General features: G+C 72.1%; 13 protein-coding genes. 2 read left to right on the forward strand and 11 right to left on the reverse strand.

Features of this window, described 5'->3' with window-relative positions:
• Positions 1-13: 13 nt before the first annotated feature.
• The 5 genes from ABD774_RS16105 to ABD774_RS16125 form a co-directional block, all read right to left on the reverse strand.
• Positions 14-1,126 carry a maleylacetate reductase gene (locus tag ABD774_RS16105; protein WP_345043316.1) on the reverse strand — a complete coding sequence of 371 codons (1,113 nt, stop codon included), beginning with the start codon at positions 1,124-1,126 and terminating at the stop codon, positions 14-16.
• Positions 1,123-2,415, reverse strand: a complete 1,293-nt coding sequence (locus tag ABD774_RS16110; protein ID WP_345043318.1) for an MFS transporter — start codon at positions 2,413-2,415, stop codon at positions 1,123-1,125. Before ABD774_RS16110 ends, ABD774_RS16105 begins: the two co-directional genes overlap by 4 nt.
• A 12-nt stretch (positions 2,416-2,427) precedes the next feature.
• Complete coding sequence (mhpA, locus tag ABD774_RS16115) at positions 2,428-3,999, reverse strand: bifunctional 3-(3-hydroxy-phenyl)propionate/3-hydroxycinnamic acid hydroxylase MhpA (RefSeq protein ID WP_345043320.1); 1,572 nt, start codon at positions 3,997-3,999, stop codon at positions 2,428-2,430.
• A gap of 161 nt (positions 4,000-4,160) precedes the next feature.
• Positions 4,161-5,156 carry an amidohydrolase family protein gene (locus ABD774_RS16120; protein ID WP_345043323.1) on the reverse strand — a complete coding sequence of 332 codons (996 nt, stop codon included), beginning with the start codon at positions 5,154-5,156 and terminating at the stop codon, positions 4,161-4,163.
• Positions 5,157-5,350: 194 nt separating this feature from the next.
• Positions 5,351-5,833 carry a DoxX family protein gene (locus tag ABD774_RS16125; protein ID WP_345043325.1) on the reverse strand — a complete coding sequence of 161 codons (483 nt, stop codon included), beginning with the start codon at positions 5,831-5,833 and terminating at the stop codon, positions 5,351-5,353.
• A 351-nt stretch (positions 5,834-6,184) separates the two neighbouring features.
• Between ABD774_RS16125 and ABD774_RS16130 the strand changes: the two genes are divergently transcribed.
• Complete coding sequence (locus tag ABD774_RS16130; RefSeq protein WP_345043327.1) at positions 6,185-6,601, forward strand: CBS domain-containing protein; 417 nt, start codon at positions 6,185-6,187, stop codon at positions 6,599-6,601.
• A 13-nt stretch (positions 6,602-6,614) separates the two neighbouring features.
• Here the strand turns inward: ABD774_RS16130 and ABD774_RS16135 are convergent, their stop codons facing one another.
• Positions 6,615-7,394 (reverse strand): metal-dependent hydrolase, encoded by a 780-nt coding sequence (locus ABD774_RS16135; protein ID WP_345043329.1) that lies wholly within the window; start codon positions 7,392-7,394, stop codon positions 6,615-6,617.
• Positions 7,395-7,748: 354 nt separating this feature from the next.
• Between ABD774_RS16135 and ABD774_RS16140 the strand changes: the two genes are divergently transcribed.
• Positions 7,749-8,225, forward strand: a complete 477-nt coding sequence (locus ABD774_RS16140; protein WP_345043332.1) for a hemerythrin domain-containing protein — start codon at positions 7,749-7,751, stop codon at positions 8,223-8,225.
• Positions 8,226-8,326: 101 nt separating this feature from the next.
• Here ABD774_RS16140 and ABD774_RS16145 read toward each other — a convergent pair whose 3' ends face one another.
• From ABD774_RS16145 to ABD774_RS16165, 5 genes are all read right to left on the reverse strand, one after another.
• The gene (locus ABD774_RS16145; protein WP_345043334.1) at positions 8,327-9,085 is read right to left on the reverse strand and encodes an SDR family NAD(P)-dependent oxidoreductase; all 759 of its coding nucleotides are present in this window, start codon (positions 9,083-9,085) and stop codon (positions 8,327-8,329) included.
• Positions 9,076-10,200, reverse strand: coding sequence for an ATP-NAD kinase family protein (locus ABD774_RS16150; protein ID WP_345043336.1), 1,125 nt, complete (start codon positions 10,198-10,200; stop codon positions 9,076-9,078). The genes ABD774_RS16145 and ABD774_RS16150 overlap by 10 nt, the downstream gene beginning before the upstream one ends.
• 69 nt (positions 10,201-10,269) lie before the next feature.
• Complete coding sequence (gene gcvPB, locus ABD774_RS16155; protein ID WP_345043339.1) at positions 10,270-11,889, reverse strand: aminomethyl-transferring glycine dehydrogenase subunit GcvPB; 1,620 nt, start codon at positions 11,887-11,889, stop codon at positions 10,270-10,272.
• Positions 11,886-13,262: an aminomethyl-transferring glycine dehydrogenase subunit GcvPA gene (gene gcvPA / locus ABD774_RS16160; protein ID WP_345043341.1), complete on the reverse strand. Its 1,377-nt coding sequence runs from the start codon at positions 13,260-13,262 to the stop codon at positions 11,886-11,888. Before gcvPA ends, gcvPB begins: the two co-directional genes overlap by 4 nt.
• Positions 13,259-15,358, reverse strand: coding sequence for a beta-galactosidase (locus tag ABD774_RS16165; protein ID WP_345043344.1), 2,100 nt, complete (start codon positions 15,356-15,358; stop codon positions 13,259-13,261). The genes gcvPA and ABD774_RS16165 overlap by 4 nt, the downstream gene beginning before the upstream one ends.
• Between the last annotated feature and the right edge of the window lie 95 nt (positions 15,359-15,453).

Consider the following 15,453-nt stretch of genomic DNA (forward strand, 5'->3'; position numbering starts at 1 on the left):
GGGTCTTGTTCGGTCAGGTTGCTGCGGGCGGGTCAGTGGGGGTCTGGCCCGCCTGCGCCCTGCGCAGCAGCGCTCGAAGATCAGTCACACCCACCGGCCGAGGATTCGATGGCGGGATCTTCTCCAGGCAGAGCCGGGCGGCCTCGTCGACGTCGGTCTCGGACAGCCCAAGGGCGCCCAGCGACCGGGGGGCCCCGAGCACGTCGTACAGGGCGAGCAGGCTCCCTACGGCGGAGCCATGTCCGCCGAAGCCTGCGGAGGCCAACGCGCTCACGACCCGGGACGCCTCCTCAGGAGCGGAGGGTGTGTTGAACGCGAGAACGTGAGGCAGGACGACTGCATGCATCGCGGCGTGCTCCAGGTTGTACGCCCCGCCCAGGACGTGGCAGATCTTGTGGTGCATCCCGGAGCCGGCGGCGGCAAACGCCACGGCGGCGAGGTACGTCCCTTCGAGCGCCTGCCGCCTGGCGGTCAGGTCTCCTCCGTCGGAGACAAGGGTCGGTAAGGCTTGTGCCAGGGACCGCAGGCCCTCGACCGCGAGAGCGGTACTGACAGCGTTCGCCTGGGGCGCCCACAGCGAGTCCACGCAGTGGGCTACCGCGTTGAGCCCGGAAGCAACCGTCATGGCCTCGGGAAGGGTCACGGTCAGTTGCGGGTCGTACACCACTGCGCGGGGGAGCACCACAGGATCGGCGCCGTTGACCTTGCGACCACCTTCCGTCAATCCCCACACGGGCGTGGCCTCCGACCCGGCGTAGGTGGTCGGAACAGCCAGGATCGGCAGCCTGTCCGAGAGGGCGACCGCCTTGGCGGTGCCGGTGGTGGAGCCGCCGCCGACGCTGAGCAGCAGGTCTGCGTCGTTCGACCTCGCCAGTGCGCGCGCCGCCTCGGCGACCTCCACCGGAACGTGCGGACGCACACCGGTGAAGGTCGCTACCACGGGCAGCGAGGCGGCGAGCTCGCGAGCCAACGGCAGCTCCTGCTCGGTGGCGAGGAGGAGGACCCGGCTCGCGGAGAGCCGCTCGATCTCACCTGCAAGGGCTGTTCGCGCCGCACCGGTGCCGAGCACGACCCGCTGCGACCAGCTCTCGAAGACCGTCGGTTCCACGGCCGGGGCCTCACTCATTTCTGTCGGACCCGGACCTGAGGGACGAGCGCGGTGGCCGCCGCACCGACCAGGGCCGGGATGGCGAAGGCGTAGAAGTTCCACTGCGTCGACAGCCCGGAGCTGAGCACGAGGGCGCCGAGGGTGGGGCCGACGATGGCACCCAGCCGCCCGACGGACAGCGCCCATGGGAGGCCGCTGGCACGAAGGTCGTCCGGGTACCGGGTGACGATGAAGGCGTTGCCGAGGATCTGGGAGCCGATGAACCCGAACCCGCTGACGAACATCAGCACGTAGAGGATCCACACCGTCGGGTTGAGGCTCATCAGCACAAGGCTCAACGTGCCCACCAAGAATGCGAGGACGACCACCCGCTTCGGGCCGATACGGTCGGCGACGTGCCCGCCGACGATGACCCCTACCCCGACGCCGACCCACATCGCGGCCGTCTGCAGGAGCGCAGACCCGAGGGTGTAGCCGGCGGCCTGCATCATGCTGGGGAGCCAGGCGCTGATACCGAAGACGAGCAGCAGTCCGCAGAAGGACATCACCCAGAAGAGCAGAGTGGCGCCGCGGACGCCGGGAGCGAGCAGCGCCGCGAGCCCGAGCCAGCGCCCGGGGCGGCTCGTGTGGTTCCTCGGCTCGGGGAGGCCGTAACGCTCGGTGATGGCGCGGGCCTCGTCCGTCCGGCCGCGCCGGAGCAGGTGGGCAGGGCTCTCGGGCAGTCGCCGCAGGAAGGGGGCGACGAGCACGGCCGGGATCACGCCGAGGACGTAGAGCCACCGGTAGGAGGTCTCGGGCAGGAGCGCCGCCCCGGTGAGCGGGGCGAGCAGCGCACCGGCCGCATAGCCGCTCATGATGATGCCGATGTTGCGGCTGCGGCGTGCCGGGGCACTGAGGTCCGCGACGTAGGCGTTGACGGTCGGCAGCGCGACGCCGAGGCCGAGTCCGACCACGAGCCGCCCGACGCCGAACACCTCGGCGCTGGGCGCCGCGGCGCTGAGCAGCATGCCGACGGAGAAGACTCCGACGCTGGCGATGATGAGACGGAGGGGCCCGGTCCGGTGCACGACCGCGCCGGCCAGGGCGGCACCGACGAGCATTCCGAGTCCGACCATCGAACCGATGGCACCGGCGGCGATCGGGTCGACGCCGAGGCTGGGGTCCTGCAGCAGGGCCGGCACGGAAACGCCGTAGACCGCGAGGTCGAAGCCCTCGAGGGAGGAGACGACCCAGGCGATGACAAGGAGAAGCCTGCCGTCGAGGACCCGACGGGATGCCCGCTTGGGGCGGGCGCTGGTGGTGGTCATGGGAGTCCTTTCCTACCTGGCCGAGGCCAGCGAGTGTGAGGTGGCCGTCAGGCCTCTCTCGAGGTCCTCCAGCAGCTGCCGGAGCTCGGCGGGAGTGGTGGCTGTGCCGTAGACGTAGAAGTCGGGCCGGACGAGGACGGCGGCCGCGGAGTTGGCGGCGAACCAGTCGGCGTAGGCGCCCTCGGTATCGGCGACGACACGGGCGGTGGTCTCGACGGGGCCGTGGTGAACGCCGCTGCCGGAGTCGAGCAGATGCACACCGACTCCTAGGGCCTCGGCGCCGTCAAGCAGCTCCGGCGTCACTCCGCTGTGAAGGTCCGGACCCACGAGGAGCTGGAAGCCGTAGCCCAGGCGCTCGTCGAATCGCCCGGTCGCATCGTCGACCGTGACCGTGCCCTGGATCATGAGCTGTCCGCGGGCAGGCGTGGCTCCCGTGGCGAGCAGACCCGGTCCGATGCCGGGGAAGACGAACTTGTCGGGCTTGTGGTTGGCCCTGCGGCGAGCGAGGAACTGCTCGTCCCGGACGGCGGCCGCCACGGGATCGCGCATCGTCTGGACGCTGCCGAGCTCCTTGCCCTTGAGGATGATGGCGCGGACGTGGGGTTCGCGCTCGGTCTGATAGGTGTCGAGCAGCCCGTCGTCACTCTGGCCGGCGAGGATGCGGTCCAGCTTGAAAGCGAGGTTCTGGGCGTCGCGGATGCCCGAGCACATGCCCTGCCCCAGGAAAGGAGACATCTGGTGCGCCGAGTCGCCCGCGAGGACCACCCGACCCTCGCGCCAGCGGTGCGCGATCCGGGACTGGAAGGTGTACGTGGCGACCCGGATCATCTCGGCGACGTCCTCGTCGATGAAATCCGCCACGCGGGCCCACACTCTCTCGGGCTGCGACTCGACGGGGAAGTCAGCCTCGGAGTTCAGCATGAAGCTGAACCGGTGGTGGTCGGGTCCGATGGAGATGATCGATTCGGGCTGGGCGGGGTTGCAGACCTGACGCGCCATGGGCAGGTTCACCGGTCGCTTGAGCCGGAAGTCGCACACCATCCAGGGCTCGGAGAACCGCAGATCCTCCATCTCGATACCGAGATGCTGGCGGGTGAAGCTGTTCCCACCGTCGCAGGCGATGACGTACCGGGCCTCGACCGGCCGCTCCGTGTTCTCGACGGTCAGCACCACCCGCAGGCCGTCGTCGTGCAGCGCCGTCACCCGGGAACTGGTGCGGACCTCGACGTTGGGCAGCGCCTGGCACAGGTTGTCGAGGGCGTCCTCGAGGTCGGGCTGGTACATCATGTACCACTCCGCCCACCCGCTCTTCCCCCGCTCGGCGAACTCGTGCTCGATCAGCAGCTCGCCGTCAGCATTGCGCCACTCGTAGTTCCGCTGAACGTGGACCTTCGGCAGCATCACGTCCGAGATGCCGAGGCGGGCGAAGGTGCGCATGGTCTCGTCGTCGAAGATCGCCGCGCGGGGAAGGTTGTACAGACCGGGGTAGCGCTCGAGAACAACCACATCGTGGCCGGCCTGACCGAGCAGCGCGGCGGTCACCATGCCGACCGGGCCGTAGCCGATCACAGCAACGTCGTACATCGCGTCTCCTGTAAAGGGGTTGGGGAAGGGAGCGGCGCTGCGTCGCGCCGGTCGGCGGCTGCGGGCGGCACCGCCACGGTGCGGTCCCGCTGAGCGGCGCGCCTCGGACGGGACGGAGCGTCCGGACGGACCCGAGTTGGGGCTCTTGTGCGCCCCGTTCGTCAGGCGGTTGCGGCCACCGGCTGACGGTCACCGGTCGGGAGGTGCAGGAGGGACTCCGCGTTGCGGTGCGTGATCTTGGCGCGGTCGGCCTCGCTGATCGGGGCGGTACGGATGAACTCGGTGGCCTCTCCCATCGTCTCGAACGGGTAGTCCGTCGCGAACAGGATGTGGTCGGCCCCCAGCGCGAGCAGCGAGCACAGCAGAGGGGCGGACGAGCACACGCCGCTCGTCGTGATGTAGAGGTTGTGACGCAGGTACTCGGACGGCCGCTCCCGCTCCAGCTCGATGCCGTGGTGGTTGTGGAAGCCCCACCGCGAGTCAAGTCGCCAAAGGGCATACGGGAGGCCCTCACCCATGTGGCCGAGGAGCAGCTTGGCGTTGGGGAAGTCGTCGAAGACGCCTCCGAAGATCATCCGAAGGACGTGCGTGGCGGTGTCCACCCCCCAGCTCCACATGGGGCCGATCAGCTCCGGGTGGCCGGAGAAGACGTGCGCGGTGTCGACGCCGTTGGCAGGGTGGAGATAGAGCGGGACGTCGAGGTGCTGCGCCCGCTCCCACACGACCCGGTAGCGCTGGTCGTCGAGGTAGGTGCCCTGGGTGTGGGCGTTGACAAGGGCACCGCGCATGCCAAGTTGCGTGACAGCCCGCTCGAGCTCGTCGGCGGCCGCGTTCGGGTCCTGCAGAGCCAGCGCTGCGAAGCCGGAGAACCGGTCGGGGTGCTCGGCGATGACACCGGCGAGAAAGTCGTTGACGGTGGCCGCCTTCTTCACCGCGAGCGCCGGGTCGGTCTCGGCCTGGATTCCCGGGGAGTTCAGGGAGAGCACCTGGACGTCGAGCCCAGCCGCATCCATCTCCGGCAGCCGCTCCTCGTTGATGTCCAGCAGGCGACGTGAAGCGTCAGCCCACGCCTGCGGCTGGGCGATGCCTGCGGTGGAGGCGCCGTAACCGACCAGGTCCTGAGTGACGAAGTGCTCTTCGAGGCCGATGATCTTCACCGTGGCTCCTTTGCTTAATGGTGTATCGGTTCACCCATAGTCAACGGAGTGAGGCGTGTGTGTCAAGGGCCACACAAGGTGTCTTGCAAGGGGCTTTGGTCCCAGGTGCGCGACCGAGGCCTCGGAGAAGGCGCCCGGATGCGACGACGCCCCGGACCCGACGTGCGGGTCCGGGGCGTCTGGCGAGAGCCGGGTCAGCGCGCGGCGCCGGCCGGCACCTGCTCACGCTCGGCGGCCTTGACCGTCGAGCGGGCGGCGAGGACGGCGTCGAGGCTGAAGCGACCGGCCCCGGCCGCGATCAGCGCCACGGCACCGGCGGCGAGGGCCAGGACGAGCTCGTAGCCGTTGTCCATCACCCACATGCCGAACGGCAGGTGGACGATGACGAGGGCGCCGACCATGTTGACGGTCAGGAGCGCCGCGAACAGCGGGGTGAGGAGCCCGAGGATGAGGGCCGCGCCGCCGACCGTCTCGACGATCGCGGAGAACCACGCGGACAGGCCGGGCGCCGGCACGCCCATGCCCTCGAAGGCGGCAGCGGTCCCGGGCATCCCCCAGGTCAGCATCTTCTGCAGGCCGTGGGCCAGGAAGACGATGCCCAGCGCGACGCGCGCCACGAGCAGCAGGACGTCCTTCGCGGTTCCGGAGGCAGGGGTGAAGAGCGTGGAGAAGTTCATATGAGGTCCTTCGCGTTGTCGTTGCCGGGCTGCCCGGCGCGGCATGAGCGTGGGCGGGTCGGAACCGCCGCGTGGCCGGCCGAGGACGGGCGGCGGAGGAGACCGCCGCCCACCGCGTCAACGCAACCCGGCCGCGCCGCGGAGAACCACGCTCGCACCAGGGCCCGCGCCGGCCGACGCCACCACCGTAACACAGATTGTTGATGATTCAACCTTCGGTTCGGCAGGCGTGCGGAGACCTCACCTTCCCGACATGACCCACTGCCGCGTGGAGGCCGCCGTTCCGAGATGCGCCGTCTCAGACTGTGTCTCACGCTGGTGGGGAACCTTGCGGATCCGGAGAGGAGCATCATGCCCATCACCGTTGCTGAGACCATGACGCCGAACCCGACCACGGTGCGCGCGGACCAGACCGTGCGTGAGGTCGCGCAGCTCATGGACGCCCAGGACATCGGAAACGTCGTCGTCGTCGACGGCGGGCGCGTCGTCGGCATCGTCACCGACCGCGACATCGTCGTGCGGGTGATCGCCGCCGGCGGCGGACCCGACGACGAGATCCGCCGCGCGTGCAGCACCGAGCTCGTCACGGCGTCGCCGGACGACCCTGTCGACGCGGTCGTCCAGCTCATGCGGGACAAGGCGGTGCGCCGGGTCCCGGTGATGCGCGGGGACGAGCTGGTCGGCATCGTCTCGCTCGGCGACGTCGCCATGGAGCACGAACCCGACTCCGCGCTGGCGGAGATCTCGGCCGAGCCACCCAACGAGTGACGGCAGCGGCACGTCAGGCTGTCGCGCGAGCCCAGGCCGGGACGACGCCGGGGAGTGTGCCCGTCGCGCCCTGCACGGCGGTGAGCACGACGACCCACACGATGTAGACGTCCACCGCGGCGACGAAGAACCACTCGCGCCGGGAGCCGGCGTTGCCGAGCAGCGGCAGCGCGAAGTGGCCGTTGTTGCGCCACAGCGGCGTCGCGAGGGCGGGCCTGGGCCGCAGCGGCCATAGCAGCGGCACGCCCTGGGAGGTGAGCGCGTCACCGGCCAGGTGACACAGGCAGCCGAGGACCACCGCGGCGGGCAACCACCAGGTGGTCTCGGGCGCGAACCAGGCCGCCAGCGAGGCGACCGTCAGCGACACGGCCCACGACGAGAGCCACCCGCGGGTCAGCCGCAGCGCCTTCGCGGCGAAGGCGACGAGGAGCACGATCATCAGCCACGCACCGAGTTGGAACTCCTCCTCCCCCAGCGGGACGCGGACGGCGGACAGCATCCGCGCGAGCAGGCCCGCCCCGAGCACGCCGACGAGCGAGTGGGTGGCGTGCCGGTGCCCGCCCGAGAGGTGGCCGAGGCCCCGGGCCACCCACCGGGACACCGGCGGCAACGACCGTGCGATGGTCCCGGCATGGTGATCGGCGTCGAGGAGGAGCGCGGCGCCCGCCGTGGCCACCGCGCCGGCGAGGACCTCGCCGGGCGGGAGCGGCACCCACCCGGCGGCCCACGGCACGGTGGCGGTGACAGCCAGCCAGGCCGCAGCTCCGGTGGTGGCGTGGGCGTGGCTCATCATCGTTGGGGTGCCCTCCTGGCGGTCGCGAGATCCGGTCATCCTCGCCCACGCCACCGACATCTCCGCGTGACGGACCGCGGTGCGGGAACGTTGCCCCCGGAAATGGGAATGCTTACCGTTCGTGGCGCCGGTGGGCCTCAGACCCTCGCACGCACGAAGAGGCGAGACCGAGCAGGAGCGGCAGCCCGTTCCCGCACGGTCGGAGGCGCCGTCCTGCGGTGACGCGCGTCGGCGTCGCCGCGCCCCCGGCTAGCGCACGCTGCACCCGGACGCCCGGGACCTTCGACCCGCGCGGACCGACCCGCTCACGGACGAGGGTGGAGGTGAACCGCCCGGACGATCCGAGGAGGAGCCATGAGCGAGACCGTGGAGCGGCGGGCCACGGATGCCCGGACCGCCGAAGAGATCAGGCGTCACCACTCGGTGATGGTGGCGGACCTCGACCGGCTCAGCGCGGCGCTCGTCGACGCGGCGGAGTCGGGGACGGACGCCGCGCCGGCGCGGGATGCGCTGCTGGAGTGGATCACCACCGTGCTCGTCCCGCACGCCGCCCAGGAGGAGGAGACGACCTACCCCGCCGCGGCAGGGCTCGTCGAGGGCCACCTCCTGATCATGGGCATGCTCGCTGAGCACGACCTGATCCGCCAACTCGCCGGCCTGGTGCGCGGCACGAAGAACCCGGCGGCGGCCGGCGCCTACGCGCGTGCCCTGTTCGAGACGTTCGCCAGCCACCAGCGCAAGGAGAACGACTACATCCTGCCGCTGCTGGTCGACGAGCCGTCGGTCTCCCTGACCGACCTGATGTCCGCCTCGCACGGCCACCACCACTGAGCGTCCGCCCGCGTTCGAGCGCCGGCCGCGAATCATCCACCGGCGTGACCGGCGCACGACTGCAGCGGCGGGCCGGTCCCGGGGACCGACCCGCCGTAGCCTCAGGCGATCCCGCCGCCGTCGACGACGAGCGCGGAGCCCGTCACGTAGCTCGACTCGTCGCTCGCGAGCCAGACGACGGCGGCGGCGATCTCCTCCGGCTCGCCCATCCGGCGCAGCGGACGGTCGGCGGACTCGGCGAGGAACGAGCCCTCGTCCTGCCCCAGCTGCCGGGCCTCGTCCCGGAGCATCCCGGTGTTGACATCGCCCGGGTTGACCGAGTTCACCCGGATGCCCTGCGGACCGTGGTCGATCGCCAGCGCCCGGGTCATGTTCACCACGGCCCCCTTCGATGCGCAGTACGACAACGCCTGCCCGCCGCCCTTGAGGCCCCAGCCCGAGCCGGTGTTGACGATCGAGCCACCACCCGCCTCCGCCATGACGGGCACGACATGCTTGGCCATGAGGTAGATCGAGCGCACGTTCACGCCGAAGACCCGGTCCCACTCGTCGACGTCGATGTCCAGCGCGGTGGTGCGGCGGATGATCCCGGCGTTGTTGAACACGACGTCCACCCCTCCGTACGCCCCGACCGTCGTCTCCACGACGCGCCGCACGTCGGCCTCGGCGGAGACGTCGGCGGCGACCGCGACGGCCTCTCCTCCATCCCGCCTGATCTCCTCCGCCACCTGCTCCGCCGCCTCGCCCTGGATGTCGACGACGGCGACCCGCGCGCCCTCCGCGGCGAAGGCCAGCGCGGTGGCCCGGCCGATTCCTCCTGCCGCGCCGGTCACGATCGCTCGCTTGTCCTTCAGTCGCACGGTGCTGCTCCTTCGTTCTCGGGTGCTGTGACGGGGTAGAAACTTGTGGTGGACGGACCGGTGACGATCCGGACGTGACCCGCGAGCCGCCCGTCGACCGCGCGGTCCCCGGTGTCGACGAGCAGGGGCCGTCCCGCGAGGCCCGTGAGCTTCTCCTGGGTGGCGACGACCAGGAGCGGGTCCGGTCCCATCCGAGCCAGGACGGCCGCCGAGATCTGCTGGTTCCCCCGGCCCAGGAGGAAGCCCTGCCCCCCGATGACCGTGACGACGGCGCGGGCGGGCCCGGCAGCGACGACGTCCAGGAGCTGCTGCTCCGTGGCGTCGCGGACGACGAGGCGCCCGTCGCGGACGACGTCGACCCCGAGGGGGGTGAAGGGCACGCCGAGGATGCGGGCGACCTCCGCCGTCGTCCCTCCCGGTCCGAGGAGGTAGCTCACGTCGGGTTGCATCGCGCGGACGGCCCCGCGGGCGGCGGCCTCGACGGCGGCCCGCGAGGACGCCGGGGTCGGGGCCTTACGGGCCTGCGTCCGGCCGTCGAGGACGGGGACCTCCACGAGTCCGAAGAGGTGGGGCTCGACCCGCCCGGTGCGGACCTGCTCCTCGTCGACGTCGAGCACCTCCCGCTCCTCCGTGCGCACCGGCCCGGCGAGCCAGGCCAGCGCGAGCGCGCCGGCCGCGGCCGGGCTGACGGCGAAGCAGCCGGAGTACATCTTGACGCCGGCGGGGACCCCGAGGACCGGCACCTCCCCGGCGCCGGCGCAGACGTCCCGGGCGGTGCCGTCCCCGCCGACGAACAGGACGAGGTCCGCACCGGCCGCGGCCATCGCTCGCACGCCGGCGGTGGTGTCCACGCCGGTCGAGCGTCCCGGGGGGGCGCCCGCCCCGACGACGCGCGGGACGAGGCCTGCGGCGGCTACCGCGGCCTCCCCCATCGCGCCACCGACGGTGAGCACCGTGGTGCCCGGCCGGGCGGCGGCGACGTGCGCGAGCGCGCGGACGGCACGCTCGTGGGCGCGCGGCCGGCTGCCGCGCGCCCCGGCTAGCCGCTGCACGTCCGGCCCGTCGCTGCCCTTGAGCGCGACGGGGCCGCCGATCCCGGCGACGGGGTTCACCACGATCCCGAGGACCCCGCGTCGGTCATCGTCCCGCCCCGGACTCATCGGACGCGGCTCATCGGACGCGGCTCACCGGACGGCGGCTTCGGCCGCGGCCCGCTCGGCCCCGGCAGCCCTATTCTGGGCGGCGTGCGGGTACTTGCGCAGGTACGCCCGCCAGCTTGTCGCCCACCGGTCGGGGTCGTCGAGGTCGTCGTGATGGGTGTGGTGGACGGTCTGGTGGTGCGGAGCGGTCCGCACCAGCTCGGGGTCCGTCCGTGCCTCCTTCGCCACCTGGGCGAGGACGTCGGCGTACTCGTCCAGCTCGGCCCGGGAGTAGGACTCCGTCGGCTCGAGGGTGAAGGGCTGCGGCACCACGTACGGGTGGTGGCTGGTCCAGTAGTGCATGCCGTAGTCGGAGGCGCGCACACCGATCTCCTCCGAGCTGATGCCCGTCTCCTCGAACAGCTCCTGCCAGGAGTAGCGCACCTGCTCGACGCGGCGGCGTCCCTGCGCGTAGGGCGCCGACGCCCCCGGGATGTCGAGGATCCGCTTCATGAGGTAGTTGTTGTTGAGGACCGCCACCTCGGCGACCGCCCGGAGCCCCTCGGCGCCCAGCGCCCGGATCCAGGAGTAGGCGCGGACGATGTTCGGGACCACGCCGTAGAACGGGGCGACCTTGCCGATGGACCGCGGCCGGTCGCCGTCGAGGAAGTAGCGGTCGCCGTCCCGCTCGACCACCGGTCCGGGCAGGAACGGAGCGAGCTTCTCCGACACGCCGTTCGCGCCGGCCCCCGGCCCGCCGGACCCGTGCGGGGTGCCGAAGGTCTTGTGCAGGTTGAAGTGGCAGACGTCGAACCCGGCGTCCCGGGCCCGGGTGATGCCGAGGATCCCGTTGGCGTTGGCCTGGTCGTAGGAGGCGAGGGCGCCCACGGAGTGGGCGAGCTCGACCCACTCGCGGATGCGCGGGTTGTAGATGCCGGTGTCCTCCGGGTTCGTCACCATGATCGCCGCGGTGCGCTCGGACAGTGCGGCGCGCAGCGCCTCGATGTCGGGGTAGCCGTCCGCGTCGGGATGGATGGTGACCACCTTGTACCCGGCGACCTTGGCCGCGGCGGCGTTGGACGGGTGGGAGAAGATCGTGGTGATGACCTCGTCGCGCTGGTCCCCCTCCCCGTTGGCCTCGTGGTAGGCGCGGATCATGGCGATGTTTGCCCAGATCGCGGCGGAGCCGCCCTGCGTCGCGAGGGAGACCCGGTGCATGCCGGAGATCTCGGCCATCGCCCGCTCGGTCTGCCAGATGATCTCCAGCACGCCCTGCACGGTGTCCTCGGCCTGCAGCGGGTGCAGGTCGGCGAGCCGGGGGGTGGTGACGATGCGTTCGTTGACCTTCGGGGCGTACTTCATGGTGCAGGTGCCCTGCCCGACGTCGACGTTGAGGTCCGCGCCGAGGTTCTCCTGGCTCAGGCGCAGGAAGTGGCGCACCACGCGCATCTGCGCGATCTCGGGGAGCGCGGGCCGCTCGGGGCGGCGCAGCGTGGCGGGCAGGTCCGCCACGACGTCGCCGACCTCCGCCCGCACCCCGGGCTCGACCGCGGGGACGAGGACGCCCCGCTCCCCGGGCGCGCTCAGCTCGAAGACGATCGGCTCGTCCCAGCGCGCCTGGTGGAACCGGCGCAGGGCGGGCTTGGGGGCGATGGGCAGGCTCACGCGGCACTCTCCTGGAGGATCTCGGCAAGGGTGGTGACGAGGCGGTCGATGTCGTCCTGGGCGGTCACCTCGGTGACGCACACGAGCAGGCGGTGCTCGCCGACGACGACGCCCGGCTCGATGTCGCGGGCGCGGGCGGCGTCGCGCAGCTCGGCGGCGGTGCGGCCGGTGCCGGCGACGTCGAGGAGCAGCTCGCGGAAGTGGACAGCGGTGTCGGTCACCGCGACGCCCGGCAGCCGGCCGAGCCGGGCCGCGGCGTAGGCGGTGCGGGCCAGGACGGTCTCGCCGAGCTCGGCCATCCCCCTCGGGCCCATGAGGCTGAGGTACACCGCGGCGGCGATGCCCCACAGGGCGGCAGCGGTGCCGACCCACTCCTTGCCCTCCTCGCGCAGCGCGAAGGAGGTGCGCTCGTAGGCGACGTCACCGAAGCCGTACTCGCCGGGTACGTCCGTGGAGGCCAGCCCGAACAGCCGGGAGGGCAGCTCCATCACGAGCCGCGGGTCGTCGTGCACGGCGAGGAAGCCGCCGTGACCGCCGCCGAACCACTGGTGGACGCCCAGGGACTGAATGTCGCCGCAGACGATGTCCGCGCCGGCGTCGGCGGGGGCGGCGACCGCGCCGAGCATGATCGGGTCGGTGGTGACCACGAGGAGCGCCCCGGCGGCGTGGGCGGCGTCGGCGAGCGCCGGCAGGGCCGGCTCCAGCGCCCCGGTGAAGGACGGGGTCTGGACCCACACCGCGGCGACGTCGTCGTCGAGCGCCGCACGCACCGCGGCGACGTCCGCGGTGCCGTCCACGGTGGCGACCGGCACCAGCTCGAGGGACGTCCGGACGTAGTCGGTGACCTTCGACAGCTGGTCGGGGGTGACGTCGCTGGCGACGAGGACGCGGCCGCGCCCGGTGATCCGGTGCGCCATCGACAGCGCAGTCCCGCTCGCCTGGAAGCCGTCGTAGGTCGGCACCGTCACGACGTCCATGTTCAGCAGCTCGGCCATGAGCGACTCGTACTCGAACAGGGCCTGGAAGCGGCCGTGGTCCTCGTAGGGCTCGCCCGCGTAGGCGGTGAGGAACTCGCTCCGGGAGATGACCTCGTCGACGACGGCGGGGACGTGGTGGTTGTAGGTGCCGGCGCCCAGGAAGCTCAACCGCTCGCGGGTGGAGCGGTTCCGGTCGAGCAGGCTCGTGAGGTGACGCTCGAGATCCTGCTCCGCGACCAGCGCCGGCGGGAGGTCCAGGCTGCCCTGCACGCGCAGCTCCGGGGGGACGTCGGCGTAGAACTCCTCCACGGAGCTCGCCCCGACGGCCGCCAGCATCTCGGCACGGACGGCCGGGTCGCTGTTGGGGATGTACGGGTGGACGAACGGCTGCGTCATGCGAGCGGCCCCTTCTCGTCGGTGAGCGTGGTGAGGATCCTCACCGCGGGTGGTTGGTCGGTGGTCGGGTGGGTCAGGACGGTGACGTCGAACGGTCCGAGCGTGAGCAGGCCGTTCTCGGGCGCGGGGCCGGCCAGGAAGTCGGCACCCGCGGGAAGGTCGCCGAGCCGGACGGTGCGGCGGCCGTGGTTGAGCACGAAGGTGGTGTCGGTGGTGCCGTCGGTCCGGGTGACGACCTCGACGTCGTCGACGGCGGTCGGCGTGGTGGGCAGGCCGGCGCCCACCAGCACGTCGCGCATCAGCTCGACGAGGGCGGCGTGGTCGAGGACGGCGCCGACGTACCAGGCGGTCCCACCGTCGCTGCGGCGCACGACCGCGGGCCGCCCGGCCAGGTCGCCGGAGCCGTAGGTGGCGACGACCTGGGCGCCGTCGGCCACCTCGAGCCACTCGCCCCAGGTGTGGGTCCGCCAGGTCCGCGAGCCGTCGGTCACGGCGAGCGTCCCGTGGTGACCGTCGGCCAGGGGCCACCACTCGTCGACCTCGACGCCGAGCAGGTCGCGCAGCGGCCCGGGCGCCCCGCCGGGGTGGACCTTCTCGGTGTGGTCGACCACGCCGGAGAACGGGCCGACGGCGAGCGTCCCGCCCCCGCGGACGTGGCCGGCGAGCGCGGCCCCCTGCTCCGCGGTGGTGGCGTAGAGGTTGGGCACCACCACCACGTCGTAGCCGTCGAACGGACCGGCGGCCCGCACGACGTCGACGGCCTGGCCGAGCGCGAAGAGCGCGGCGTGCCAGGCGCGCGCCTGCGCCGCCCAGTCCAGCCGCAGAGAGGGCATCGAATCCGGGGCGGAGAGCCCCCACCAGGCGTCCCAGTCCACCACCAGCGCCACCCGGGAGCGCACACGCGACCCCCGTACGTGCGCGAGCGTGGCAAGCTCGCGGCCGAGGTCGGCCGTCTCGCGGTAGCTGCGCGAGGCGGTGCCACGGTGGCCCAGCATCGCGGAGTGGTACTTCTCCGGGCCGAACCGTGCCTGGCGCCACTGGAAGAACATGACCCCGTCGGAGCCGTGCGCGACGGCGTGGAGGCTCATCGCGCGCATCTGGCCGGGGGCCTTCGGCACGTTGACGTCCCGCCAGCTCACGGCGGAGGGCGCCTGCTCGAGCAGCAGCCACGGCCGGCCGCGCTTGAGCGAGCGCATGAGCCCGTAGTTCAGCGCCGCGCCCACGTGGGCGGCCGGGTCGGCCGGGTCCGGGTAGGCGTCGTCGGTGACAAGGTCCTCCGCCTCGGCGAAGTCCCAGTAGTCGAGCTCGCGGAAGAGGCTCATGAAGTTGGTGGTCACCGGGACGTCCGGGGTGATCTCCCGCAGGACGTCGACCTCGGCGCGGAACAGCTCGAGGAGCGCGTCGGACGAGAAGCGCTCGAAGTCGAGCTGCTGGGCGGGGTTGACCGGCCCGGTCGCCGTACGAGGCGGCTCGATGTGCGTCCAGTCCGTGTAGTGCTGACCCCAGCAGGACGTCCCCCACGCGTCGTTGAGGCCGTCGAGGTCGCCGTAGCGCCGGGCCAGCCACCTGCGGAAATGGTCGGCGGAGACGGGGCACCAGCAACGCGCGACGTGGTCGCCGTACTCGTTCGAGACGTGCCACAGCGAGAGGGCCTCGTGGTCCCCGTACCGGCGGGCCATCGCCTCCGTCAGCCGCACCGCGTGGGCGCGGAACACCGGGGAGCTGGGGCAGTAGGCCTGACGGGAGCCGAACTCCAGCCGGATGCCGTCCCGGTTCACGGGGAGCACCTCGGGGTGCTCCCGGACCAGCCAGGCCGGCGGGGTGGCGGTGGCGGTGGCGAGGTCGACGCGGATGCCCTCCGACCACAGGACCTCGATGACCCGGTCGAGCCAGCCGAAGTCGTACTCACCGGGCCGCGGCTCGAGCCGCGGCCACGAGAAGACGGGCAGGCTCACGAGGTTGACGCCGGCCTCACGCATGAGCCGGGCGTCCTCGCTCCAGGTCTCCTCGGGCCACTGGTCCGGGTTGTAGTCCCCGCCGTAGGCGAGGGCGTCCAGCCGGACGGGCCGGACGTCACTGTGCGGCTGCGCGGTCAAGCCGGCCCCCTCATCGTCGTCGAATGGTTTGTATTTTGTATACAGCACCCTAACGGACCGTGGGGGGCGGGGCAACCACCACGACGGTCGCCCCG

It is taken from the genome of Georgenia daeguensis, assembly GCF_039537705.1.
Lineage (GTDB): Bacteria > Actinomycetota > Actinomycetes > Actinomycetales > Actinomycetaceae > Georgenia > Georgenia daeguensis.

Excerpts from the sequence above, each read along its gene's own strand:
- ABD774_RS16110 (WP_345043318.1), bottom strand. The coding sequence starts at position 2,415 with ATGACCACCACCAGCGCCCGCCCCAAGCGGGCATCCCGTCGGGTCCTC.
- ABD774_RS16105 (WP_345043316.1), bottom strand. The coding sequence starts at position 1,126 with ATGAGTGAGGCCCCGGCCGTGGAACCGACGGTCTTCGAGAGCTGGTCG.
- mhpA (WP_345043320.1), bottom strand. The coding sequence starts at position 3,999 with ATGTACGACGTTGCTGTGATCGGCTACGGCCCGGTCGGCATGGTGACC.
- ABD774_RS16130 (WP_345043327.1), top strand. The coding sequence starts at position 6,185 with ATGCCCATCACCGTTGCTGAGACCATGACGCCGAACCCGACCACGGTG.
- gcvPA (WP_345043341.1), bottom strand. The coding sequence starts at position 13,262 with ATGACGCAGCCGTTCGTCCACCCGTACATCCCCAACAGCGACCCGGCC.
- ABD774_RS16135 (WP_345043329.1), bottom strand. The coding sequence starts at position 7,394 with ATGATGAGCCACGCCCACGCCACCACCGGAGCTGCGGCCTGGCTGGCT.
- ABD774_RS16125 (WP_345043325.1), bottom strand. The coding sequence starts at position 5,833 with ATGAACTTCTCCACGCTCTTCACCCCTGCCTCCGGAACCGCGAAGGAC.
- ABD774_RS16140 (WP_345043332.1), top strand. The coding sequence starts at position 7,749 with ATGAGCGAGACCGTGGAGCGGCGGGCCACGGATGCCCGGACCGCCGAA.